Origin of the sequence: Pedobacter sp. Leaf132 (genome assembly GCF_920984695.1) — a bacterium.
In the GTDB taxonomy this organism is placed as follows: domain Bacteria; phylum Bacteroidota; class Bacteroidia; order Sphingobacteriales; family Sphingobacteriaceae; genus Pedobacter.
Genome location: NZ_CAKLBO010000015.1, coordinates 16,668 through 41,139, shown reverse-complemented (window position 1 = coordinate 41,139; position 24,472 = coordinate 16,668). Strand labels below are relative to the sequence as shown.

Annotated in this window: 20 protein-coding genes; 6 read left to right on the top strand and 14 right to left on the bottom strand. The window is 37.9% G+C overall.

Annotation, left to right across the window (positions count from 1 at the left end; genetic code table 11):
- Nucleotides 1-80: 80 nt before the first annotated feature.
- On the top strand, nt 81-1,664 hold the full coding sequence (locus LUA86_RS18820; protein WP_231465672.1) for a M1 family metallopeptidase: 1,584 nt from the start codon (nt 81-83) through the stop codon (nt 1,662-1,664).
- A gap of 226 nt (nt 1,665-1,890) precedes the next feature.
- On the opposite strand, the gene LUA86_RS18815 is transcribed toward LUA86_RS18820, so the two are convergent.
- The 4 genes from LUA86_RS18815 to LUA86_RS18800 all read right to left on the bottom strand — a co-directional run bounded on the left by LUA86_RS18815 (nt 1,891) and on the right by LUA86_RS18800 (nt 6,830).
- Nucleotides 1,891-2,367: an acyl-CoA thioesterase gene (locus LUA86_RS18815; RefSeq protein ID WP_231465670.1), complete on the bottom strand. Its 477-nt coding sequence runs from the start codon at nt 2,365-2,367 to the stop codon at nt 1,891-1,893.
- A gap of 307 nt (nt 2,368-2,674) precedes the next feature.
- Nucleotides 2,675-4,807: a glycoside hydrolase family 97 protein gene (locus tag LUA86_RS18810; RefSeq protein WP_231465668.1), complete on the bottom strand. Its 2,133-nt coding sequence runs from the start codon at nt 4,805-4,807 to the stop codon at nt 2,675-2,677.
- Nucleotides 4,808-4,944: 137 nt separating this feature from the next.
- Nucleotides 4,945-6,198, bottom strand: coding sequence for a DUF2130 domain-containing protein (locus LUA86_RS18805; RefSeq protein ID WP_231465666.1), 1,254 nt, complete (start codon nt 6,196-6,198; stop codon nt 4,945-4,947).
- Nucleotides 6,199-6,449: 251 nt separating this feature from the next.
- The gene (locus tag LUA86_RS18800) at nt 6,450-6,830 is read right to left on the bottom strand and encodes an OsmC family protein (protein ID WP_231465664.1); all 381 of its coding nucleotides are present in this window, start codon (nt 6,828-6,830) and stop codon (nt 6,450-6,452) included.
- Between the two features lie 474 nt (nt 6,831-7,304).
- Between LUA86_RS18800 and LUA86_RS18795 the strand changes: the two genes are divergently transcribed.
- Nucleotides 7,305-7,670: a YtxH domain-containing protein gene (locus LUA86_RS18795; RefSeq protein ID WP_231465662.1), complete on the top strand. Its 366-nt coding sequence runs from the start codon at nt 7,305-7,307 to the stop codon at nt 7,668-7,670.
- A gap of 49 nt (nt 7,671-7,719) precedes the next feature.
- Nucleotides 7,720-8,469 carry a YdcF family protein gene (locus LUA86_RS18790; RefSeq protein WP_231465660.1) on the top strand — a complete coding sequence of 250 codons (750 nt, stop codon included), beginning with the start codon at nt 7,720-7,722 and terminating at the stop codon, nt 8,467-8,469.
- An 82-nt stretch (nt 8,470-8,551) separates the two neighbouring features.
- On the opposite strand, the gene obgE is transcribed toward LUA86_RS18790, so the two are convergent.
- The 3 genes from obgE to LUA86_RS18775 all read right to left on the bottom strand — a co-directional run bounded on the left by obgE (nt 8,552) and on the right by LUA86_RS18775 (nt 11,686).
- A complete protein-coding gene (gene obgE, locus LUA86_RS18785; RefSeq protein WP_231465658.1) occupies nt 8,552-9,547 on the bottom strand; it encodes a GTPase ObgE in 996 nt (331 codons plus the stop codon).
- A 178-nt stretch (nt 9,548-9,725) separates the two neighbouring features.
- On the bottom strand, nt 9,726-10,295 hold the full coding sequence (locus LUA86_RS18780; RefSeq protein ID WP_231465656.1) for an adenylate kinase: 570 nt from the start codon (nt 10,293-10,295) through the stop codon (nt 9,726-9,728).
- Between the two features lie 323 nt (nt 10,296-10,618).
- Complete coding sequence (locus tag LUA86_RS18775) at nt 10,619-11,686, bottom strand: SDR family oxidoreductase (protein WP_231465654.1); 1,068 nt, start codon at nt 11,684-11,686, stop codon at nt 10,619-10,621.
- A gap of 147 nt (nt 11,687-11,833) precedes the next feature.
- Between LUA86_RS18775 and LUA86_RS18770 the strand changes: the two genes are divergently transcribed.
- The 3 genes from LUA86_RS18770 to LUA86_RS18760 all read left to right on the top strand — a co-directional run bounded on the left by LUA86_RS18770 (nt 11,834) and on the right by LUA86_RS18760 (nt 15,015).
- Nucleotides 11,834-12,415 (top strand): Crp/Fnr family transcriptional regulator, encoded by a 582-nt coding sequence (locus tag LUA86_RS18770; RefSeq protein ID WP_231465652.1) that lies wholly within the window; start codon nt 11,834-11,836, stop codon nt 12,413-12,415.
- A gap of 578 nt (nt 12,416-12,993) precedes the next feature.
- Complete coding sequence (locus LUA86_RS18765; RefSeq protein ID WP_231465650.1) at nt 12,994-13,287, top strand: putative quinol monooxygenase; 294 nt, start codon at nt 12,994-12,996, stop codon at nt 13,285-13,287.
- A gap of 1,338 nt (nt 13,288-14,625) precedes the next feature.
- Entirely contained in the window at nt 14,626-15,015 is a 390-nt protein-coding gene (locus LUA86_RS18760) for a hypothetical protein (RefSeq protein WP_231465648.1), read from the top strand.
- Between the two features lie 181 nt (nt 15,016-15,196).
- Here LUA86_RS18760 and LUA86_RS18755 read toward each other — a convergent pair whose 3' ends face one another.
- The 7 genes from LUA86_RS18755 to LUA86_RS18725 all read right to left on the bottom strand — a co-directional run bounded on the left by LUA86_RS18755 (nt 15,197) and on the right by LUA86_RS18725 (nt 24,452).
- Nucleotides 15,197-17,572 (bottom strand): alpha-L-rhamnosidase C-terminal domain-containing protein, encoded by a 2,376-nt coding sequence (locus LUA86_RS18755; protein WP_231465646.1) that lies wholly within the window; start codon nt 17,570-17,572, stop codon nt 15,197-15,199.
- A 13-nt stretch (nt 17,573-17,585) separates the two neighbouring features.
- Nucleotides 17,586-18,860 carry a right-handed parallel beta-helix repeat-containing protein gene (locus LUA86_RS18750; RefSeq protein ID WP_231465644.1) on the bottom strand — a complete coding sequence of 425 codons (1,275 nt, stop codon included), beginning with the start codon at nt 18,858-18,860 and terminating at the stop codon, nt 17,586-17,588.
- Between the two features lie 6 nt (nt 18,861-18,866).
- Complete coding sequence (locus LUA86_RS18745; protein WP_231465643.1) at nt 18,867-19,505, bottom strand: ChbG/HpnK family deacetylase; 639 nt, start codon at nt 19,503-19,505, stop codon at nt 18,867-18,869.
- 25 nt (nt 19,506-19,530) lie between these two features.
- Nucleotides 19,531-20,460, bottom strand: coding sequence for an alpha/beta hydrolase (locus LUA86_RS18740; protein WP_231465642.1), 930 nt, complete (start codon nt 20,458-20,460; stop codon nt 19,531-19,533).
- A complete protein-coding gene (locus tag LUA86_RS18735) occupies nt 20,457-22,463 on the bottom strand; it encodes a polysaccharide lyase family 8 super-sandwich domain-containing protein (RefSeq protein WP_231465641.1) in 2,007 nt (668 codons plus the stop codon). Before LUA86_RS18735 ends, LUA86_RS18740 begins: the two co-directional genes overlap by 4 nt.
- A complete protein-coding gene (locus tag LUA86_RS18730; protein WP_231465640.1) occupies nt 22,464-23,432 on the bottom strand; it encodes a glycoside hydrolase family 105 protein in 969 nt (322 codons plus the stop codon).
- A gap of 123 nt (nt 23,433-23,555) precedes the next feature.
- Nucleotides 23,556-24,452 (bottom strand): DUF5017 domain-containing protein, encoded by an 897-nt coding sequence (locus tag LUA86_RS18725; RefSeq protein WP_231465639.1) that lies wholly within the window; start codon nt 24,450-24,452, stop codon nt 23,556-23,558.
- Between the last annotated feature and the right edge of the window lie 20 nt (nt 24,453-24,472).

The window sequence follows — 24,472 nt, the reverse complement described above, 5'->3', positions numbered from 1 at the left end:
TAAAAATTTATTGTAAATAATTTCGTTCTTTTTAAAATTCATTTGCTTTATTAGCCGATTAAATATTTCACACAAAACTTATGCGTAAAAGCTTTCTAACCATTATAATATCCTTTTTAACTTTTTCAATTTTTGCTCAGCAGAACTATTTCCAACAGCACTTAACGTATAAAATTGATGTTTTGTTAAACGATAAAGAGAAATCTTTAAAGGGTTTTGAAACCATTGTTTACAAAAATAATTCGCCTTCAAATCTGGATTTTATATGGTTTCATATTTGGCCAAATGCGTACAAGAATGAATCTACAGCACTTTTTCAGCAGATAAAAACGGATACATCTCGTAAAGAAAAACTCAAAAATGTAACTTATGGAAGTATTGACGGGCTAAATTTTAAAGTTGGCGGTAAAACGGCTAAAACCGAAGCACACCCAAACCCGCAGTATATAGATGTGATTAAAGTTTTGCTTCCTGAACCATTAAAACCTGGTGATTCTGTTACGATTTCGACAGATTTTAATGTAAAACTGCCTAATTATTTTTCCCGATCGGGCTTTGCAGATACCCAATTTATGATTACGCAATGGTACCCAAAACCTGCCGTATTTGATAGAGATGGCTGGCATGAATTTCCTTATTTGGATATGGGCGAATTTTACAGCGAATATGCCGATTACAAAGTAAATATCACTTTACCTTCAAGTTATGTTGTAGGCGCAACGGGTGTTTTAGAAAACGCTGATGAACTAAAAGCTTATAAAACTATAGGTGCAAAAAACACAGCTAACAGAGGCAACAAACCCGAACTTTATAAAAATGATGGGAAATCTGAAACTAAAAAGTTAACCTATTCAATAAAAAATGTTCCTGATTTTGCCTGGTTCGCAGATAAAGATTTGGTTGTGCAATATGATACAGTTCAATTGGCATCGGGAAAAGTTATAGATGCTTTTAGTTTTTACCACAATAAAAAAAATACACTATGGGTAAATAGTATCGATTACATAAAAGATGCAACCAAAAAATACAGTAAATGGGTTGGTGAATACGAATACCCTACGGTTCAGGCCATTGAAGGACCAAAAAACAATGCCAGTGGCGGAATGGAATATCCAACCATTACTTTAATAACAAGTCCGGATGCTAAAAAAGAAACTTTAGATGGTGTAATTACGCATGAAGTTGGCCACAATTGGTTTATGAGTATGCTTGGCAGCAACGAAAGAATGCACACCTGGCAAGATGAAGGTTTTAATACGTTTTATCAATTTAGATATGAGGCGGAAAAGTATCGTTCAAATTCTATTTTTGGCGATGTAATTCCTGCAAATGTTAAAGAGTTGCCAGCAGATAAGTTTCAGGCCAGCATTTATGGTGCACTGGCAAACGTTCCGATGGAATCGGCTATTGAAACACCGGCTGCAGATTTTAAAACTTCTGAAGAATATGGTTTAATTTCTTATGCTAAAACAGCACTTTGGCTTTACATTTTAGAGGCTGAAATCGGACAAGAAAAATTCGATAAAGCCTTTCAAGCTTATTTTAGCGAGTGGAAGAATAAACATCCTACACCAGCCGATTTTAAGGCTTCATTTGAGAAATCGTTAGGGGTAAATTTAGACAGGTATTTCTCCTTGCTGAATCAAAAAGGAAAGTTCAAATAATAGGAAAGAGGCTGTATTAAAATTGATTTTAATAGGTTACTAACGAATAATGTTCAATGGTTCGTCATGCTCAGCTTGACTGGGCACCCTAATGCGTATTATATTTAATTTCTTCCGCTTTAAGATTCCCGCTTTCACGGGAATGATGAAACTACCTAATTAAATCGTTAAAATTTTAGAATTCCTAGGTGTTTCTACAGCCTTATTTTTATTCCGTTATTTACTTCTATGCTATATAAGGTTCCATTTCTTTATCAATGCTTTTTCGTAGCTCCATTAATTTGACGGCGTAGCCATGCATAGCGATTTCTTTTTCTGTTTTTGGGCTAAAAGATGGAATTTGCTTTGGTTGCCCTTCATCATTAACTGCTACAAAAACAATAATGCAATGTGTATTTTTTACGAAATCTGATTTTCCGACAGGTTTGGAATAGGCATCGACAGCAATGTGCATACTGGTTTTACCTGTATAAATAATTCTGGCTTCCATTTTTACCAAATGCCCAATATGTACAGGATGAAAAAACCTAATGCCACCAACATAAACCGTAACACAATAAGAATCGCTCCATTGCAAGGCACAGGCAAAAGCAGCCTGATCAATCCATTTCATCATCATGCCGCCATGTACTTTACCACCATAATTTACGTCAGATGGCTCACTTAAAAATTGTAATTCGATGTGGTTTTTTGTTCTGGCCATTTCGGTTGAGTTTGTTTTTAGTAACCGCAAAGTACGCAAAGTGAAAACGCAAAGAAAGAGAAGGTAGCTTTTTTTTAGGTAAAAAAATCGTCATTGCGAGGCACGAAGCAATCTCCTTTAATTAATGTTTTGAGATTGCTTCGTGCCTCGCAATGACGGCAAGTGTATGATAAAATGCAGAGAAAATTATATCTGCGTAAATCATTTAAATCTGCGGGAGCATTTTAAACAAAAAAGTCGTTCCAAAATGGAACGACTCCTTAAAAAGTTTTTGCAAAAAACGTTGCCTTCTTTGCGGTAAAAAAATTTATTTTGCCATAATGCTAATTGCATAACCTCCGCCAGGTGCGCAATTTAAAGTTAATTTTGTTTTATTGGTAACTTCCATTTTGCGAATGGTATAGGCTTTTGGATTTGTTTCATAGTGCGCATCCTTTGCATCTGCATAAATTGTTGCGGTGTATTTTTTTCCGGCATCTAAAAAGCTGAAATCTATCTTCGATGTGCGGGCAATTTCATCATTTGTTCTTCCAACAAACCAATCATTTTTGCCTTTTGCTTTACGTGCAAATGTGATGTAGTCACCTGGTTCAGCCTCCAAAACTTTAGTATCGTCCCAATCTACCGCTACATCTTTAATAAATTGAAAAGCATCTAAATATTTATTGTAAGTTTCTGGTAAATCTGCTGCCATTTGCAACGGACTGTACATGGTTACATACAAAGCCAACTGACGGGCAATGGTAGTATGTACAAATGAATTATTTTCTGGATTGTAAGCACTAACCTTGGTTTCAAAAATACCTGGTGTGTAATCCATTGGTCCGCCGATTAGGCGAGTAAAAGGTAGAATAGTGGTATGGTCTGCATTGTTACCACCAAAAGCTTCGTATTCTGTACCACGGGCAGATTCATTCCCAATTAAGTTTGGATAAGTACGAGCCAAACCCGTAGGGCGAACGGCCTCATGTGCGTTAACCATAATTTTATATTCAGCAGCTTTTTGAATGGCGTATAAATAATGGTTGTTTAACCACTGACCATAATGGTGTTCGCCACGAGGAATCATATTGCCAACATAACCACTTTTAACTGCATCGTATCCATTGGATTTCATAAATTTGTAAGCCGTATCTAAATGGCGTTCATAATTACGTACCGAAGAAGATGTTTCATGGTGCATTATCATTTTAACATTTTTACTAGCTGCATAGCGATGAAGTTCCTGAACATCAAAATCAGGATATGGCGTAACGAAATCGAAAACATAATCTTTCGTTTTACCGAACCAATCTTCCCAACCTTCATTCCATCCCTCAACTAAAACACCATCCAAACCATGCTTAGCTGCGAAATCTATATATTCTTTTACATGAGCAGTATTTGCAGCATGTTTTCCGTTAGGTTTGGTTTTAGAATAGTCTGTTACACCCAATTGAACGCTTGTTAAATCGTTATAAGCCCAGGTACTTTTGCCTGTAATCATTTCCCACCAAACGCCAACATATTTTGTAGGTTTTATCCACGATACATCTTTAAATTTAGTTGGTTCGTTTAAGTTATACGTCAACTTAGACGTTAAAATATCGCCGGCTTTATCGCTTACGATAATGGTTCTCCAAGGAGATAAGCATGGCGCCTGCATGTAACCCTTATCTCCTACCGCATCTGGTGTTAACCACGATTCTAGAACCATGTTTTTATCATCAAGATTTAACGACATTAAAGAATAATTGATTAATGCAGCCTCGTGAATATTGATGTACAAACCATCTTTACTCTTCATCATTAAAGGCGTTTGTAAACCAGTTGGTGAAAAGGTAGTTTGCGATGCATTTGGTGTAACCGCAGCTTTCATTTTACCACGCACTTCTGATAAGTTTGAAGTAATAGTGCTGTATTCCTGTGTATCATAATCGCCCGGTAACCAAAAAGCTTTATGGTCGCCGGCTAAAGCGAATTGCGTTTTTTCTTCTTTAATAACAAAATAATCTAAATTTTTTTGCTCAGGAAATTCATATCTGAAACCCAAACCATCATTAAATAAACGCAAACGAACAATAATAAAACGATTGGTTTCCTTTTGTGTTAAGGTTACTGCCAACTCGTTATAATGATTTACAATCTCTTTCACTTCGCCCCAAACGGGTTTCCAGGTTTCATTAAAAGTGCTAGTTTTGGTATCAGAAATAGCAAAGCCATTTTGCAAAGATTTACCTTCTTTTAGCTCCAAACCTAGCTTACTGGTTTTAATAACTTCTTTGCCCTTATACTTTAAACTATAGGTAGGCACACCACCATCGGCTAAAGAAAAGTTGGCCACCAAATTGGCGTCTGGCGATTTTAATTCCTGACCGGAAACGTTCCCGGAAAACAGGAAAAAGCAGAACAATACCAGAAATTTAGAGAGCTGTAGGGATTTGTTGAGGTTTTTATTCACTTTATTATAATTTTATTTGTATTCTGTTTTCAATTAGGTCGTCTTCGTTAGGCACGAAGCAATCTCTTTTCATTAATTATCTAGAAGATTGCTTCGTGCCTAGCAATGACGAATTCTTTTATCAATGTTACTTGTCCTTATTCCAACAATAAGGTTTCATCCTCATCATCAGTTAAACTTAATTGAATGCTATCACTACCTGCAATGCCTTCAATTGAGCCACGAATATGTGTAGCGTTTAACAATACTTTTTCGAGTTGTTTTTCGCGGGCTTTCCATAAACGTTCCATGGCATCACGTTCGCGTTGGATAGACAATTTCATGCTCATAAAACCCTCTCTTATCGCTTTCCACTGCTCAGAAAATTCTGCACCCATCAAATAATCGTAAAGCATGTGCATTTTTTCGCCACGGTTTTCCTGCGATTTCATGGCGCTCGATAAACGCAAAATTCCATCACGTAAAACGTATGCCACTGCGTTAACTTCCTCAAAAGAGCATATCCAAACGCCATCTCGCTGGCCAAAGCAATCCATGCCTTTTGGGTAACACTGACTTACAATTACCGCAACATCAACGCCCATGCTACGCATGTCTTTTTTCAGTTTTTCAATCCAGTCGCCACCAAAATCTTTTGTACGCTTGCTTTCATAAATGATTTTGCCGCATTCCTGCCCGAATTGATTACGCACTACCTGTACGCAATCGGCACCACGAACGCCCTTACCAACTTCATCAATTAAATCGAAAGGAAAATTGCTGCGTAGCAATTCCTCCAAAATTAATTCCTGCACTTCGCCTTGTAACTGCATGCTACCTTGTTCGGCTTTGCGCTTCATTTCTTCGGCAAGCTTTTTCTGGTCATCAAGTTGTTTTTCGAGTTCCTTTACTCGCAACTGATGCTCAGTTTCTTTAATACTATTTTTTTCGGCTTCCTGTTTGCGAATTTGTTCTGCCAATTCGTTACGCTGCTCTTGTATTTTACGCTGAAAAGCAAGCTCCATCTCCTCTTCTTTCACTTTTAAACTTTGCTCACGTCGCAAAAATTCAAGTTCCTTTTCGCGGGCAAGTTTTAGTTTTTCTTCATTCTCCTTTGCGTTGCCTTCAAGCATTTGCAATTTCATTTCGAAATCAGATGCAATGCTTTTACGCAAATTTTCTTCTAAATCGCCTTTTAACTTATTTTTTTCTTCAAGCAATTTGGCATCATAAATTTTCTGCTGCTGAAGTTTCTCATTTTCTAATAATGCAACTTTTTCCTGAAATTCCTTATCGCGTTGTTTCGTAAATGAAACCATTTTCTCTCGCAGTTCTTTCTTGTAATCTTCGGCCATTGCTTCTTCCATCGGAAAAACATGGGCACAGCTTGGGCATTTAATTTCAGTAGCCATAAATAATTATACTTCAGAAAAAACCGAAGTGAGACAAAGATATTAAGAAAGTGCTTAAACTCGACTGGTAAATTTTACGATTGCTTCACGTAGTTTTAAATAATTTCTAAAATTTACTAAACGTTGCATATCGTTATTGCCAGGCACGAAGCAATTTCTGTAGAAAGTATATTGAAAGGAGATTGCTTCAGCCGAGGAAAAATCGGCTTCAAAATAACGCCTAGCAAAACCAGAAATTTAAATTTACTGGTTTAAAGCACTTTCGAACGTACTTCGTTACCAGCTGTTAATATTTTACTTACGGGGCATTTCGCGGCAATGTCTTCTAGTCTTTGTTTTTGTTCTTCTGTCAAATTGCCGGTGCAGGTTATTTCTTCTAAGAAAATATTTTGTGCATTCTCGATACCCATGTTCACCTCAACCTCAATTTTATCAACCTCCCAGCCCTTTCTGTCTACATACATGCGCAAAGTTATGGCTACACATGATGCCAATGAGGCCATTAACAGGCCTTTTGGCGCAAAACCCTTATGTGTTCCACCTAACTCTACCGGTTCATCTACTATTATTTCGTGCGAACCGTTATTTACCGAGCAAGCGTAATGTTCTTTGTTTATTGTTGCTTTTACCATTATAAATTCGATTTAAAGAATTATAAACTTAGTTAAAATCAAATTGTTTTTTTTGAAAATGAACGGTTTTGTTAATATGGCTACTTCAGTCCTGCTTACCATTCCAAGTCCGCACTCGTTCCTCGTTTTCGGGCTTTCCATTAAAATCAGGTTTAAGAACAATGGTTAAGCGCCTTGCAAACCGTTAAAATGAAATACTGTTTTTGCTCTTTAGCCCCGATTGAAGCGGAAATACTTTTTGTTCGCAGCAACCTTAATAAATGGCCATGCAGACAACAGTTAGCAAAAAGATTGAAACGCCTGCCTGCCGAACAGGCAGGAAAAAGCGGGAGCAAATTTTGTTTCTTAAAATGGTATAGCGCTCCAAAATTTTATTGTTTACTATTTTAAAAACCTGAAACTTTATAACACATTCATTGTTCAATTAGCAGGCATTATTATGAATCTCAAGTAATTATAAAAAAAATTAAAAAGATGAAATACAGAAAATTAATTGGAAAATATTTAGAGCATAAATCTAACAATAATGCTCAAATTGCAATTGCGGTGGTAGCTGGTTTAGCTGCTGGGGCAATAATTAGTGTTTTATTTGCACCCGACAGTGGCGCAGGTACAAGAGGCAAAATTGCCGGTGGTGCCAAAAATCTTCGTTACAGCTTTCAAGATAAATACGACCTGTTAAAGGAAAAAGTATTTGGCGTTGAAGCGATTGAGGAAGAAATTGTAGAGCGTGAAGTGCCACATTTTAAACACAAAGTGGAGAAAAAACGTAAATCTGATGTTCAAGATATTTTAGATCAGGCTCATCAAAATCACCAGGTTCAAGAAGGGCAAGGATAACATAGAATTGGTAAAATAATCTTAGTTTTATGAGATTATTTTGCCAATTATGTTTTTTATTCTTTCCAAAATCCTTTTATTTCTTCTAAGACCATTTTTCTGGTTTTGTGCTTTTTTGTTTCTTGCATTTATTGCAAATAGTGAAAGGAGAAAGAAACTGTTTTTTGTTTCTGCAATATGTATTTTACTATTCTTTGCGAATATTTTTATTGTTAGCGAAATCCTCAATCTATATGAGCCAAGTTATCCCAAAGGAAACAAAAACTATGATGTTGGTGTCGTTCTTGGTGGCTTCTCCGGGCTTAACAAACGCAACAACGAAATTAAATTTGGAGGCGCGAGTGATAGATTACTCCAAGCAATATCCTTATATAAAAAAGGCCGCATTGGCAAAATACTTTTAAGTAGTGGAAATGCAAATTTGATTGATACAAAAGTAAAGGAAGCAGATTTAACCACTGAATATTTGAAACTTATAGGTATCCCGGATTCAGCTATTATAGTTGAAAATTTGAGCAGAAATACGGTTGAAAATGCAAAATTTAGTTTAAACAAAATCGAGGTACTGAAGCCCGGAGCATCAGTTTTGGTTATCACAAGTGCATGGCACATACCAAGAGCTAAGCTCATTTTTAATAAAAATTCGACAAAACAAATAGACTATTACCCTACGGATTTTAGAGGAGAAACTGACTACGAGCCTGCTGACTATTTCCTACCAAATTCCACTGCATTCGACAACTGGAATATACTACTAAAGGAATGGGTTGGTCTGGTAGTAGATAAAATTAGAAGCTAATGGAGAATGTTGGAAATATGGGTTTAAAAAACTCGTAAAAGATTCCCAACAAATTCAGATTTATATTATCAAAATTGAAAAGTTATCCTTCAATCGCTTTCCAAAGCAAATCTTTTAATTCTAAAAGATTTTTTTGTGCAACTGATGAAATAAATATCGACGGAATATTAGGTAAATCCTGCTTCATTTCTGCCATTAACTCCTCGTCTAACATATCTGATTTAGTAATAGCTAAAACGTGTGGCTTCTGCATTAATTCAGGATTGTAAGATTCTAATTCTCTTTTAAGGATTTCGTATTCCTCTTTAATGGTACGACTTGTATCTGCCGGAACCATAAAAAGTAAAACAGAATTACGCTCAATATGACGAAGGAAACGGTAGCCTAAACCTTTGCCTTTTGATGCCCCTTCAATAATCCCGGGAATATCGGCCATTACGAAAGATTTGCCACCACGATAGCTTACAATACCCAAATTAGGTACAATTGTGGTAAAAGGATAGTCGGCAATTTCTGGTTTAGCAGCAGATACGACAGAAAGCAAGGTAGATTTACCGGCATTTGGAAAGCCAACCAAACCAACATCAGCTAAAACTTTCAATTCTAAAATGTTCCAAACTTCTTTACCAGATTCACCAGGTTGTGCAAAACGTGGTGTTTGCTGTGTAGATGTTTTAAAATGTGCATTACCTAAACCACCGCGACCACCAGCTGTTAAAATTTTAGTTTCGCCATCTTTGGTAATCTCAAAAAGCACTTCACCGGTTTCTGCATCTTTTGCAATTGTTCCAAGCGGAACTTCTAAAATCTCATCTTGCCCTTGTTTACCAAATTTGTGAGAACTGCCACCAGCGCCACCATCTTGAGCAATAATGTGCTTACGGTATTTAAGGTGCAATAATGTCCAGATGTGGATACTTCCTTTAACAATGATATGGCCACCACGACCACCATCACCACCATCAGGTCCGCCCATTGATGTTAAAATATCACGATGTAAATGCGCTGAACCTGCTCCGCCTTTACCAGAACGGCAACAAATTTTTACATAATCTACGAAATTTGAACCCTGTGACATATTGATTGACGATTTTAGATTTACGATTTTGGATTGACAGTTTTGGATTTACAAAATTGCCGATAAAATATTGTGTTTTACTTTTACGATTCTGGATTTACAAAATTCGTTAAAAAACAAACATCCGCAAAAACAACTCCTGTTTTTCTGCGGATGTTCGTATTAAAAAAATGTGTTATTAAAATTTATCGATAACCGAACAAAGGTTATTATAAACTGTATCTATCTCGCCTATTCCGTTTACTTTTTCTAACTTTCCTTGTTCCTGGTAATATGGTAACACGTGGATGGTTTTATCGAAGTATTCAGAAATACGTTTTTTCAACTTTTCTGCATCATCATCCGGACGACCACTGATTTTATGGCGTTCGGCAATGCGCTTGGTTAATTCATCCTGATCTACATCTAAAGCAATAACACCAGCAATTTTGCTGCCTTTACGCTCTAAAAATAAATCGAGCTCAATTGCCTGAGGAACGGTACGAGGAAAACCATCAAACACAAATCCTTTTGCATCTGGGTTTTTATCAACTTCTTCTTCAAGCATTGCAATTGTAATCGCATCTGGCACCAACTCTCCATCTGCTAATAACTGGCTAACTCTTTTTCCTAATTCTGTCTCTCCTTTAACGTGCGCTCTAAAAAGGTCGCCTGTTGAAACATGTACTAATTGATATTTTTCAATCAATTTTGCTGATTGGGTGCCTTTACCCGCCCCCGGAGGGCCAAAGAGAACTAAATTAAGCATTAACGTGGTTTAGGTTGTCTTTAAAATTAAGAGCCGAATCCTTTGGCTCCACTAAAATTGAAAAAGCTCACAAAGTGTTGCCTTTCAAGGCTGCAAATATATAATTATTAATTTAGATGACTTTTATTATTCAATAATTAATTTGAAATTGATACTAGTTTAAAAACTATCTAAATTATTTTCTTAAAATTCAGCTGCTTCTGGTCAATATTTCTTAAAACATTAAATATTGAGCTGATTAATCAAGCTAAAAAACTGTTTCTATATTTATTCAGTTGAAGGCTTGGTAATAAATTAGCTTAACATTAAAGCTAGAAACTTTATTAAGGTATTAATTTGTCTTTCTTTAAGGTATCAAATAAGTTATAAAAAGCCTTTTCGGTATTATGATATACGAGAAAACCCTTTTCCCTGCTTTTCGACATATCAGTCATAACTTCGATTGGCCTTCCAAGATCTAAATCCGTATGCCATGCAGAAGCTAAACGATTTATATCGTCCTCTTTCAAACCAAACTTTTGCGAAATATTCTTCCAGATATCTGCATCATTTTTCATCGCTATTTCTAACGGCTCAATATTACCTTCAAAACCTATTGCATCAATTTTAAAGTAATCAGCAATGCGAAACCATAATCTACTCCACCTAAAAACATCACCATTAACCACATTGAAAGCTTCATTTTTTGCTTCTTTAGTGGTTGATGCCCAAATTAGTTGTTTCGCTAATACTTTCGCATCCGTTACATCAGATAGGCCATTCCATTGCGCTGCTGAGCCGGGCCATTTAAATTTCCTTCCTGTTTCTTTGCAAATTGTAGCATAAACGGCTAAAGTAGTTCCTAAATTCATGGCATTACCAACCGCTTTTCCAATAACCGTATGTGGCCTGTGAATACTCCACGTAAAGCCATCACGCTCAGCTGCTGCGTAAACTTCATCTTCCTGAGCATAATAAAAATTTTCAATATTCAGTCTTGGGTGTTCTTCTCTTAATGGTGTTTCTGGTAAAAAACCTTCTTTCGCGTATGCCTCAAACGGACCCAAATAATGTTTTAAACCTGTTACCAGAGCTACATGTTCAACTGATTTCTGTACAGACAAAACATTAAGAAGATTACGTACCATCATGCTGTTAACCCTAATATTTTCTGCTTCAGTATCATTGCGCATCCAGGTAGTGATGTAAACATGCGAGGGTTTTATATCAGCTAAACCTAATTTCAAACTATCAATATTCAAAAGATCAGCTGCTATCGGATTCAAATGCTCAATTTCCAGATTCGGCCTTCGAGCTAAGCCATAAGTTTTCCAACCATCGGCTATCAACTGTTCGGCAAGGTTACTCCCTGCTATTCCACTTGCGCCTACTACTAATGCTATTTTACTCATATGATATTTAAATAAATCCTAAATTTTATAATACACAAAATTACCTTTAGCAATACGAAACAGACTTGATATGGATCAACAAATACACTTGATGCAAATCAAAGCAAGCACATTAAAAACTCTATCTTTGATATAAAATTATTTCAGATGATTCAAGTACTTTTCAATCATATTGAAGAAAAAGTTGCGCTTACCGACAATGATAAACAACTAATTGAAGGTTTTTTTTCAGCCAGAAAATTACGAAGAAAACAATATTTATTGCAGGAGGGCGAAATTTGCAAGAACATGGTTTTTGTTGCTAAAGGCTTGCTCAGAACATATAATATTGATGAAAAAGGTATTGAGCACATGAACATATTTGGATGGGAAGGCTGGTGGTTATCAGATTTTAATAGTTTCTTGAATGGCGAACCCTCTGTTTTTAATATTGATGCCATTGAGCATTCTGAACTACTAACGCTTTCAAAAAGGGACTATGAAGCCTTAACTTTAACCGTACCTATTATGGATCGCTATTTTCGAATCCTTTACCAGAATAGCTTGGTAACGAAAGAACGTAGGTTAATGAGCAACATTACGCAAAGCGCCGAAGAACGCTATCTCGAATTATCAGCTTCTAATCCACAGATTATAGAACGCATACCACAAAATCTAATAGCTTCTTATTTAGGAATCGCTCCTGAAACATTGAGTAGGATTAAAAAGAATTTACTTTCTAGAAGATAATAAACGTTACGATTGGATTAGCATAGTGGTTCCTAATAAAAATTATCCAAAAAAAAAGAGCTAAACCTTTTAGTTTAACTCTTTTAGTGCTCCCCTTTTGAACTGAACTCAAAAAAATTCATAGAAGATTTGAAGAAAATTACTCGGCTAAGTGAGCTGTTTTCACAGGAACCTCTTCCCAAAGACTTTACGCTTAAATAAAAACGGACATGGAAGAAGAAAAAGGATTAAAAAATCTGTAAGTACACACATCAAAAACATAAATTTTTGTTTCTTATAAATTAAAAGCACTCCTGCAGATCAAATTCATGATAAGCTTTCTGCTGGAATGTCTAGTTTGGAGCTGAACATGTGGCCGCTTTTGGGATCATCCCATCCGCACCATAGCCTGTTGTTTTAAATTAAATTTTCTTTAGATTAAAAATTTAAACCCTTTCAGTCCCCCTATGGCACTTTATCGTTTGTATTCTTAATCGTCTGATTATTTGGAAGTTAAAATTAAAACGTGGCACCATTCATGCAGCATTGATGACGGTGGTAATTTTTGCAGCCAATAATCCCACTTAAATATAAACAAAATGGAAAAATTAGCATTGCTGGCCCGCCTGGTGGCCAAACCCGGTAAAGAGCAACAAGTTGCCGACTTTATCAAAAGTGCCTTGCCATTGGCCGAAGCCGAGTCCGGAACCATCCGTTGGTATGCACTGCAGATCGGACCGTCTGATTTTGGAATATTCGATACTTTTGCCGATGAAGCTGGTCGCGACGCACATCTGGGCGGAGAAATCCCCAAGGCTTTGATGGCCCATGCAGATGAGCTGCTCGCTGCGCCGCCGGTAATCGAAAAGGTAACCTTATTAGCCGTTAAATAAATGTAAATAAAAGCCAGATCTCCTATGCATGATGGCGGGGGATCTGAGCTTAGTTGAATGCATATTTATATTTCCGCCCCGAACTGAAATAAAAAAAACCTTATAAAAAGCTTAATCAATGAATTATATTGCCTGAATATGTCTGTATTATTCCACAGGAATATATCAAAATTAGACTAAATTCAACTTCTCCATTGTCTCCATCTATATTAGTAATTTTAGCTATTTTGATTAAATTTTTACTTGCTCTACCATTGTTGAAGTTGCTGGTTCGACTCCCTTTAACCCAACCCTTCCGGTAATTCGAACCCTTTTGAGAATTTCAATCCCACAAAAAAAATAAAAAACTATATATCAGCTGTTTAAACAAAAGAATATTTCAAAAGATCCAAAAAAACTAAAATTTTAGACTTTAAAAATCAAAAAATTTGAGGAAACCGTAAGAATCTGAATAATAGATATATAAACAAAAAAAAGGGCAATTTCTTTGTTGAAATTACCCCTTTCCATTGTGCACTAGAAGGGACTACAATCGAACAATTAATACCTTTGCTTACGTTATTTAATAACATGGGATGAAAGCAAAAATAACGATTAAGGCATATTATTGCACATTTTTCAGGATCAAAGCATATTAACAAAGATTCTGTAATTTGCAGTTTTATATGAGTTTCTCGGTTGTAAAAAACATCAAGATGTCTTAAGAGAGAAGTAGAAAGGAGTTTGATCGAACCCAGATAAATTTACTAAAAAAGTTTATCTGTTAAATATATTTACGCTAATTATATAGGACAGAAAACAGCTGTTTGATCTCATCATCCCTGAAATTACAGCTACATTAAATCATTAATTATTTTAAAATCACAGATTTGACGACTACTGAGCTGCTTTCAATCTATTTACGGCGAAATCGGAAATGAGTTTTCTAAAAAACACCAAAACCGCATACTGCATTTTTTTGACTTAAACAAACCATCCACAATCTTGCCTTAATAATGCTGTCAGAAAGCTATTGCCTATAAATAAATATATTGTACAAAGTTACTATATTTAAGAGCTGAAGCTATAATACGTAAACCAAACAATGGAAGGGACAGGACTCAAAATATTATTTAACCAGGATAAACATACCTAACCCCAGACCGCTCAATGACATTTGAACAGGTCGACCTTGAGCATGTAAAAGAAAAGATCTTTCGGTCCCCCGCATACTGAACTTTTAGGGTAAAAAAATATATTGAGAACGAACGGAAAATATTCTGTGAAATATTATCTTACAAGATTGGGGAAACAGAATTTGCAAATAACCAGCTGCAGCTTTCTGCTATCCTCAACACCTTGGAAACAGTAACTTTCAGCAGTATTGATACCGGAGGACTTCTCAACACCTTGGCAGGCGGTAGGACGGGTTCATTGTCCCATCCCCAAAGCACTACCACAAACAGGGCAGTACACTATCATAATTATGAACCGCTTCTAAGATCTCCCCAAAAACGGACTATTAAGGAACCGTTTTCCATCCCACTCAAAAATGTTCGATTCATCTCGGGCGGGGTATCCTTTGATAATAAAATACAACAGCTAGGTAAGTCCCTAGCATTCACCATTCCAAACCGGGATATCATAGCAGAATTTGATGCGGTAAAGAATTATTTTGCAAACGTTCTTAAGACAAAAAATATCGAAGTTAAGGTTAACATTGATGTATCTGACTGCATATACCAATAAATTTGACCCCTTTTCGCCAATTCTATAAAATGCAGACAAGCGAAACTTTGCAGCAAATTTATTTCCGGTGAGATGGGGTCAATATACTCTGGTTTGTCCAGCATCACACTAAAAAGATATAACTCATTAAAATTACTTAAATAAATTTGGTAGGATAGGCCATTTATATTTATTTATACAATCAATTAAAGCTTATTTGTTGCATCCCAGTTTTTAATTGCATTTCAATACCCTTCCAAACAAATCTTCCAGTAACATTCGGAGGTAGACTTACCGTGCCTTTTATTCCATCGCCAACTCTTTTTATTGAAACATCAATCGTTCCAAAAGGATGAGGCATATGGCCAGTGACTTGGTTGAGTTCACCTAAAGCAGGTTGAATCAATACTTTTTTGAAACCAGCAGCATCAGGCATAATGCCGCAGATGGTAGCCAGGAAATCATAATTGGGGCTGGCACTCCAAGCATGGCAATCTGAGCGGGTAGGATCGGGATTTTCAGCAAATGTAGTGAGACCATTCCGCAACATCTCCCGCCAAGGCTCCAACTGACTATAATATAGCTCGGCCATCCCAGCTTTTTTGAGGGCCTGGTTAAGGTAAAACCTGTAGTAAAAGGTTGCCTGACTTAATGTGGTATCTGTCAAAACCCTATTTAGTATCTCTTCTTCATCAGCTTCGGGAACGGCACCAGACAATACTGCCATAATGCTTGCATGTTGACTAAAACTATTCTTTAGCGGGGTATTAGCAACTACTCCTTTTTTTGCATCGTAACACAATTTGTATGAGCTTGCACCTAACTGATCGGCAAGTTTTGTATAATGCCTGGCTTGCTCAACCTTTCCATAGTGCTTAAATACATTTGCAGCCTGCCTTAAGGTGTAAACGTACTGAAAGGTAATAATGGATGAATTTCCATCATTGGCCCCATCGGGAACCCCAAAATCAAATGCTGTATTCCAATCGGTAAAATTCCACCACTTCATCGGTCCAAGCATTTGCTTCTGTGGATCAATGTTGTTTTCATACCATTTTAATACCTCTTCCATGGGCAACAGAAACTGTTCCAAAAAGGCATCATCATTTCGGTGCAGCCAATAATCATGAACCATGGATACCCAGTATAGCGAAAATGGTGGGATTACCTGCAACCTATTGCTTGGATACCGCCCCTGTGTTAATCCCTCTGGTACCCTTGAGTGATAAAAATTCAGCAATGCCTTGCGCATCAACCGGTCATCACCAGTAACATACAATGATATGAGTGCCTGAATGCGGGTATCTCCCTCATACTGCAGCTGTTCATAATATGGACAATCGTAATAGGTTTCTCCGGCACAAAGCTCAGCGGTTCTCCACCCTACTTTCCAAATCTCCTGCAGAGATTGATCATTGCTGCTAAAACTTGCCACAGCTTTAAAGGGGTAACCACTTTGCATCCCGTAAAAATCATTAACTACCAGGGGCTGCGCTGCAGTAACAATATCCAGTTGAATAAAGCGGTAGGTGCGAAGCCACAAGGGCCTGAACAGTCTTTTGTCTGCACCATCAGGATGAAAAACATCAAAGTTGCCCACAATTTCCTTTCCGGCAATATCATTTCGATTGCCTTTAATATCGTTTTTAAACAGTGCTTCGGCGTAAGTAAACTTTAACGAAGAACCTTTACCCTTACTTACAATCAGTTCGGGGTATGCCACCGTGTTAAAATTTTGATCGACCAAGATGCTGACCTTACTGTTTGGTGGTATGGTTAAGCTGGTTTTTCCTGATAAGAAGTTATTGGTGACTTTCAATCCTGATACCCTCGCAATTTTCGCCATTCTTTGCATCTTTTCGGTAATCAATGGAATGTTTCTGGGTACAAGTGTCCATAGGTTGTCGGTACCATAGCCAGCAGTAACGGGGTTTGCGATTTGCTGCGCCTTTAACCATTTTGCTATATTGTAATCAGCCCTTTCCCATCCCCATGGATATCGGCTACCCTCCACTTCGTCTCCAGGCCCAACCACCATATATGTTTTTAACCGTATGCCGTTATCGATAGAGCAAGGTTGGTAGGCCTTATTTTCGATTACCTTCCAGCTTGAATTGGTATTGACCAACGATTCTGCTTCCGTATCGCCCTGCAAAACAAATGCAGTTTGATTAGAAATTTGTGCCACCGGGGCCAGTGTGCCCATATTCCAAACCTGGGCGGCAATTACATTTTTACCAGTTTTTAAATAAGGTGCAATATCAATACTTTCAAAATACCAGTTGTACAAATCGCCTCGTGCAGGTCCATTACAAACATCTTTTCCATTTACAAACAAGCGGTATCTGTTATCAGCAGAAACATGGACAATAAATTTTTCGGCAAGTGTATTTAGGGTAAAATCTTTACGGAAATGGTAAATGCCATAATCTCTTTGCGCCACATTTGGGCAGGAAATCCAAAAAGCCGTCCATTGCTTTCTTAATAATTCAGGGTTAACCGGAACATCCTGTGCTCTGCTAAAAATAGCACAACAAATAAAAGAAAATATAAAAACCAATTTTTTGGATGACATCATACTTTAATGGTATTTATTTGGTACACTGGTACAATTGTAAATTAATTTTGGGCAATTTATGGATATCGGCCCCAACTTTATTGCCTCTTTTTATTTTTGATTTGATTCCAAATTTAAATGATCTCCAATTTTCAAAATATTCATTTAAGCGATTTGCATCAACTTTGATGTTCCCTGATTCCGTTGTTACACCATTCAATTCACTTATACCGGTGGTAAAATTATCCTTTACCGTATTACCAATCCCGGAGCCTAATTTTTTATGGTTATAAATCCCGATCCAAGGCGTGAACGGTTTACCGGCAAATGGGTTGCTCGCCACCGTATTGTTCAGGATCTTTACGTTTCTTGCGCCGTAAAACGAAATCCCATGCCACATATTGGTTATAATCACATTGTTTTCAATGGTCCAGTTTTCAAAAAAGCCATCGAAGCAACCAATGCCCTGCATACCTGTTTTTTGAGGAAACGGTTGGCGTGGATCGAGCTGACTGATAAAAATATTGTTTCTCAAAACCACATTTGAAACTTTTCCCATTCCCACTTTCCCCTCTTCATCGGTGCTCCAGCTTTGAAAGCCATCATCATGGTTGTCATCAATGCCATAAGAACCTGCCACCAGGTTAAACTCAAATTCCGAATCGTTGGATAAGCCTCTTATGCCATCGTGAAGGAAGCCATAGATAATATTTCCAAATACTTTAGTTCTGATGGCTGTTTTAGCAACCACAATACCAAAACTCACCTGCTTAAGCGAATTATTAATAAGTGAACAATCGGTACCTTCTACCCTGATCCCTAAGCCTGCCCTTGCCAGTATTTTTGCTGCCGACCAATTACTGACACAGCTATCTGTTGAGCTGATATCGAAGTTTTCAATGGTAATAAAACTAGCAGTAGGTTTGATGATGACACAATCTCGTTTTTCCAGCCAACCCGTATCGTCAGGACAAACCTTTAAACCAAAAATTTTCCAATGTTTTCCATCTGCTACCAGCAAGCTATTAACTCTGGGAAACTGCCCCTTTCCGGCCACAACCGTAACCGGCTGAACACCTTTTAAGTTTCCAGAGATGACTGGACTGAGATGATTACCAGACATTAAAACAATGCTGTCTCCTGCGTTTAGGCTTTTTTTGGTTAAAAAAACAGAATCCAAAGTGCTCCAAGGTGAATCAAAATTCCCCTTATTGCTCATTTTCCCTTTTAATGGGTTGCAGTAGTATTTAGCGGCAAAACCTTTATTTAGGCAGAACAGACAAAGGCACAACCAGATTATTCTTTTCATAGCATTTTATTTCAATTGATTGTAGCTCATTATTTTAAGGCCCAGCCTGTTGATCACCTGATGTGCCCATTCCAGTTTTTTACGGTCTTCTGCCCGTTCTTTATTTAAGGATGAGACCACATCTTCATCGTACATACCCAAATGGAATATCATTTCAAGCGTTTCATTCGATTTGATCACTTTTAAACGCTCTTCAATAGTATCCAGACTTTTTGTAGAGGCGATAAACATATCATCTGGTGCTTTGAGTTTCACCGTAGTCTCTTTGTATTTTCTAAACGCCACCTGTTTTTCTACACAAAAATCAGCGATCACATCATAGTAGTGTTTGAAAAGATGATCTTTATGAATATCAATATAATCGGGTTGAAGCCCAAGTATATCGGTAAATTTATTCCACTGATTGTGGCACATTTGCATAATATCTTTCTCATTAGCACCTATCTCCAAATGTAAACCTAAACTGATGTTTTTTTCCTGAGCAAGCAATTTTAACGAAAGCACCTGTTGCTCTTGCCTGGTAAGATGATTGTTTACCATAATCGATACTGATGTGAGCAGACCAGACTGTAGCGCCAGTAAAATTTCCCGATTGTATATCTTGCTTAAACCAAAGTCGTCTGAAGTGAGGATGATGTTGCCCATGTATCGATGTAAAGAGTGTTTTTGATTATTTTTTCTTTGTAATGATTTGATTTGAGTTCATCCAGCTTATAAGTCTTAGAAACCAATCGTCGTTATTTGTTTTGTTATTGAGGCCAAATCCATGTCCACCTGCCTGATAAATGTGCATTTCTGCAGGAATTTTGTTGTTAATCAAAGCCTGATAAAACAAGATGCTATGCTCAACCTTAACCACAGGATCATCAGTGGCATGAAGCAGGAATGTTTTAGGTGTATGTGCAGTAATCTGTTTATCTACCGAGAAAAAAGCCATTTTTTCGGCTTTAAATTCAGGTCCTACCAAGTTTTTTGCTGAACTTGATTCTACGCCTAATTCAAAGGATATTCGTGGATAAAGCAGCACCATAAAATCGGGTCTTAAATTTATCTTTGATGGATTGGGCACATACGATTGATCGAAATGAGTGCCCAGGGTTGCGGCCAAATGCCCACCTGCTGATGCGCCTAACACGCCGATCTTATTTTTATCCAAATGCCATTTTGCCGCTTGCTCCCTCACCAAAATCATGGCTTGTTGCGCATCCTGCAATGGCGCCATGCTCTTATCTGTCATGATGGCATCGTTTGGCAACCTGTATTTTACCACAAAAGCTGTTACCCCAAATTCATTAAACCTTTTGGCTAAATCCTCTCCTTCGTGTTCAACAGCCAATACCTGATAACCCCCACCTGGTAAAATGATTACCGCGGCGCCATTTTCGGTTCCTTTTTTGGCAGCAAAAACAGTTAAGCTTGGTTTGCTAACAAATGAAATATATCTTTTCCCGTCATCGCCAATGTGCTGTTTTTCTACATATTGATCATCTGTTTTTGAACCGGGAATTATGCCCTTATATAATGGAATGGTTTCTTGAGACCAACCCATAAACGACAGCATTAAAAATAGCAAGGATGTTATCGCAATAGTTTTTTTCATAAATTTTGATTTACGGTTGTTCCATCTGCAGGAAGATCAAGCGTTAGTTTTTTCCCGTTAATCCGGATTTCCAGTTTCCCTCCAGTTTTAAGCGGATCACTTGCGTATATTTTACCTGAATCAATCACAAGCAAACATTCCCTACCCACACTGATCGTACTTTTCGCAAATTTCAAAGTGCCTGCTTGATGAAATGAGGCCATCATCGTGCCATCGTTAAAATTGATGGCCTGACAAATTTTGGTGTTCTTTAATATCTGCCAATCAGGTTTATCAATCCGCTCCCGAACCCGATTAATGGGCGTAATGCCATCAACCAAATATGCTGAAGACGTGTTATTTTGATGATGAAGCACCACCTTGAAAACTTTTTCAATTTGGGTTTCTTTTGACCCTGATTTGGTCACATTGAACCAACTTCCACTAACACCACCAACGCTTAATTGCACCTTGTTCTTGCTTAACGGAATGTAAGAAAAGCCATGATGATGTATCCAATTCACCTCTTCAGTTGTACTATTGTCAAAAACATAATCAGCAGAATTTAAAAATACATCTCCCTGAATTCGGCTTTGCTCCAATGTGGTAAAAATGCTATCGGTAGCCCCTGTTAAAGCAACATCTCCGATAAGGCAAAATATGCTTCCCTGATGCATTGCCCAAAATTTACTTGCTGAAAATTTAGAGTTTAATCCAACGGTTTCAATATCCATTACCGTAAGGCCATTTCCGTTCGCATGTACGCCACCTGCATACTTAGATCGTGAAATGCTTTTAGCACCTGAAAAATTGGTAACACCTGGTAATTTATTCCAATCCCAAACGGGCATTAAGTCGGTATATTCCTTGCCATTTCGGATAAAGTAAGTATTGCCCAAATTTAAAAATGTGCCCTTTTGGTTTTCACTGTTAATCTGCTCGGTTGTTTCTGTGTGGGTGGAAATCGTTTTTAGGAAAAAACTAAAACAGGGTCGCTGGTAGGCTGCAAAATCAGAAAATGGAAAGTATTTAAAACCTTGCAAATTATGCGCCGTCCCCTGCTGTGATTTAAGCATCAACGCGAGCGCTTGATCGCGATATCCAGGATTTAATTCCATTAAATAGGGCATTAACCTGGAGATATCCTGCTTCAAAAAACCTTTACGGCTTACGGCTCGGTCAATACTGCCTGGGCTTAGGTAAATGCCACGTTCCATCCACTGCCATCCTTCCAATAAAAAATCCTTCAGTATAACAATTTTCTCAGCTGGGAATGCATAGGGCGTTCCTTTCAGTTCTTCACTCAACCTAATATTTTCTTTCAAAAAAGCAGCCCCATAGTGGTGGGTTTGCAAGCGGCTACCGTGTTGGTGATAACTATGATCGTTCTTGATGCCCTCGCCACTGCTAATCTTTATTTCCTTTGCCAGCAGTTTGCTTGCCTGGCTTACCAACGAATCATTTTTGGTAAACAGACCATAATGCAGGGAAAGATCAGCACTCCACGTTAGATTTGCACCGGTAAAATTGGGCCTGAGTTTGAACTGGTGCAAAATATTTAAGGCCTTTGTACGCTGTTGTTCATCCAGAATATTTCCATCCAAGGTGATGATATCCCGCCAGAACTGTGGCACACCTATTTCGTTATACCACCAGTTTGGATTGCGGTAAGCTTTGCTTAGCCAATGATCCAAGCCCCTGGTAATGGCAGCTCTTACCCTGTTATCCTGGTAATAGAGATTTCCACTTTTTTGATAGGCTACCGATATTTTAACCAACCGATTGAGGTGTTCGGTGGTTTTCCATGAAGATGAGTTTTGATCTCCGTAATCCACATCCGGCCATTTTCCACTTTCATCTGCAGTGGCTAACCAATTTTTAATATTTAAGGTAGAAGTGGTATCTAAATCGATTAAAAAATTTTTATATCTATTGATAACCTGATGATATGGCAGCTGACTTTGAGCGGATTGAATGCCCAAAGTCAGGATTACCAATAACCAACCAAGTTTTATTTTGTTCATTTACTTAAGCTTCAAAAGTTCGCTACCTGCCATTAAAAATGCTCCAGAGCCATATTCCTGGTTATCATCGCTTTTTACCGCTTCGGGTTTTGATCCAATTTTCTGCACCCAGGTAAGCTTTCCATCATCGGTCACCTGATCATTCAAACCCTTCCAGCCCTTTAAAATGATAGGCAGATATTTGCTCTTACTTAAATATCCGTTATTAATGCCCCAGGTAAGTGCAAATACATAAAATGCAGAACCACTTGTTTCCTTATTGGTATATTCTGCCGGATCAGCAAGGTTTGGCCTCCAGAGTCCGTCATCCTGTTGCAGCGAAGCTATTTTTACTGCCATCTTCATGTACAAGGCCTCAAACCTCTTATAGTTGGGATCGTCTTTTGGCAAATGTTCCAACACCTGAACCAAGCCTCCCATTACCCATCCATTACCCCTCGACCAGAAAATTTTCTTTCCATTGGGTGATCTGCGCTGGAAAAAGCTTTTATCTCTATAGTATAGATTTTCCTCTTTATCAAACAGGAAATCGGTGGTATCCCACCACATTTTGCTCATAAATTCATTGTACTTTTGGTTACCAGTAGCCTCTGCCAAACGCACCAATACCGGGGGCGACATAAACAGGGCGTCGCACCACCACCATTCTTCTCTGCCCGGTTTCGGGTTATTGATCAAGGAATCGTAAACCATTTTGGTATCCGCAATCGCTTTTGGATTTTTAGTTACGGCATAAATTCCCAGGTAGGTTTGCCCACGGGTATGATCATCGGCATGACGGTACCGCTCTGCCAACTTATAATTTAAACTCTCCGACCAATGAACAGCTTCATTGAAATAATTTTTATCTTTCGTGGTTTCGTACGCACGGATGATTCCGGCATAAAATACACCTCTTGCCCAATCATCATAGTTTTTAGCGTTACCCACAACAGGATTGGCCACTTGCCAATTAAAAACCTTTTGCATGGCGGTTTTTATTGATTTTTGGTTTGGTAGGTTTTTATCGCGCCTCTGGGCAGCACAAGCGGATAAAAAGACTAGTAAAATAAATAAGAATGGAATGTTGCTCTTTTTGGGCATGATTGTAAATTATGGTTCGATGGTCAACTTAATTTGTTTAACAATTTGGCTGCTTTCATCACGACTTGCATTTGCAGCGATAAAAGTAACAATATAGGTTCCGGGAGCCGTATAAGTATAAGTATAATTGCTTAAATAAGTGGTTGCAGTTTTCAAACCCAGACCAGTATCTGCAGAAACCGCCGATAAATTAAAAGGCCTGCTGATCACCCAATCTTCATTATCTTCATTGATGGCACCAGCTCCTGTGCCATCAATGGCTACCTGACCCGTGGTGGGCACACCCCAAACCACTGTTGGGTTTTTAACATCAACGCCAACCCAGCCCACCTGGCCAATAGCTGCAATAACAGCCGTTCGGCCTTCAGGTAAAACATTGTTAACGTTAAACGTGCGAAGAAACCAGGACGGTTGTTTAAGGGTTGGATGAAAATACCCCTGGTATTTGAAAGCCAGATATACAGGTTTACCTGCGGCCTTAAAATCAGATAGGTCAATTGTTCCGGAAGGCGTATTGTCTGTTCCTGTAGATAATGTGGCTCTCGAGGTAATGTCTGTCCAGGATGCAGCTGCAATACCAGCAGGATCATATTTACCAGTAAAGTTGGTTGAGGCCATCAATCTTAACGTATTGGTTTCACCTGTATTCTGAATCAATGTGGTGAAATTAAGTTGCGGTATTCCATCGGCTGTAATTCTGGTTCTAAAATCATAGTTCTCTCCGGGAATTCCACGGTAAACTGAAATCAAATCAGGGTTTCCGGTAAATTTGAAATTCACCTCCTCACCCACTTTATAGGTTGTTTTATCAGTGATCACCTCAAATTCAGGTTCTTCAACCAATAACTTCTTACAGCCTGCAAGGATAGTCAGCGCGATTAAACCAGTATAAATTTTATGTTTCATGTTTGTTCATTTAAAGTAAA

Bases quoted from the DNA above. Each gene is read 5' to 3' on its own strand.
- LUA86_RS18820 (WP_231465672.1), top strand. From the start codon at position 81: ATGCGTAAAAGCTTTCTAACCATTATAATATCCTTTTTAACTTTTTCA.
- LUA86_RS18815 (WP_231465670.1), bottom strand. From the start codon at position 2,367: ATGGCCAGAACAAAAAACCACATCGAATTACAATTTTTAAGTGAGCCA.
- LUA86_RS18805 (WP_231465666.1), bottom strand. From the start codon at position 6,198: ATGGCTACTGAAATTAAATGCCCAAGCTGTGCCCATGTTTTTCCGATG.
- LUA86_RS18800 (WP_231465664.1), bottom strand. From the start codon at position 6,830: ATGGTAAAAGCAACAATAAACAAAGAACATTACGCTTGCTCGGTAAAT.
- LUA86_RS18795 (WP_231465662.1), top strand. From the start codon at position 7,305: ATGAAATACAGAAAATTAATTGGAAAATATTTAGAGCATAAATCTAAC.
- LUA86_RS18790 (WP_231465660.1), top strand. From the start codon at position 7,720: ATGTTTTTTATTCTTTCCAAAATCCTTTTATTTCTTCTAAGACCATTT.
- obgE (WP_231465658.1), bottom strand. From the start codon at position 9,547: ATGTCACAGGGTTCAAATTTCGTAGATTATGTAAAAATTTGTTGCCGT.
- LUA86_RS18780 (WP_231465656.1), bottom strand. From the start codon at position 10,295: ATGCTTAATTTAGTTCTCTTTGGCCCTCCGGGGGCGGGTAAAGGCACC.
- LUA86_RS18775 (WP_231465654.1), bottom strand. From the start codon at position 11,686: ATGAGTAAAATAGCATTAGTAGTAGGCGCAAGTGGAATAGCAGGGAGT.
- LUA86_RS18770 (WP_231465652.1), top strand. From the start codon at position 11,834: ATGATTCAAGTACTTTTCAATCATATTGAAGAAAAAGTTGCGCTTACC.
- LUA86_RS18765 (WP_231465650.1), top strand. From the start codon at position 12,994: ATGGAAAAATTAGCATTGCTGGCCCGCCTGGTGGCCAAACCCGGTAAA.
- LUA86_RS18755 (WP_231465646.1), bottom strand. From the start codon at position 17,572: ATGATGTCATCCAAAAAATTGGTTTTTATATTTTCTTTTATTTGTTGT.
- LUA86_RS18750 (WP_231465644.1), bottom strand. From the start codon at position 18,860: ATGAAAAGAATAATCTGGTTGTGCCTTTGTCTGTTCTGCCTAAATAAA.
- LUA86_RS18745 (WP_231465643.1), bottom strand. From the start codon at position 19,505: ATGGGCAACATCATCCTCACTTCAGACGACTTTGGTTTAAGCAAGATA.
- LUA86_RS18740 (WP_231465642.1), bottom strand. From the start codon at position 20,460: ATGAAAAAAACTATTGCGATAACATCCTTGCTATTTTTAATGCTGTCG.
- LUA86_RS18735 (WP_231465641.1), bottom strand. From the start codon at position 22,463: ATGAACAAAATAAAACTTGGTTGGTTATTGGTAATCCTGACTTTGGGC.
- LUA86_RS18730 (WP_231465640.1), bottom strand. From the start codon at position 23,432: ATGCAAAAGGTTTTTAATTGGCAAGTGGCCAATCCTGTTGTGGGTAAC.
- LUA86_RS18725 (WP_231465639.1), bottom strand. From the start codon at position 24,452: ATGAAACATAAAATTTATACTGGTTTAATCGCGCTGACTATCCTTGCA.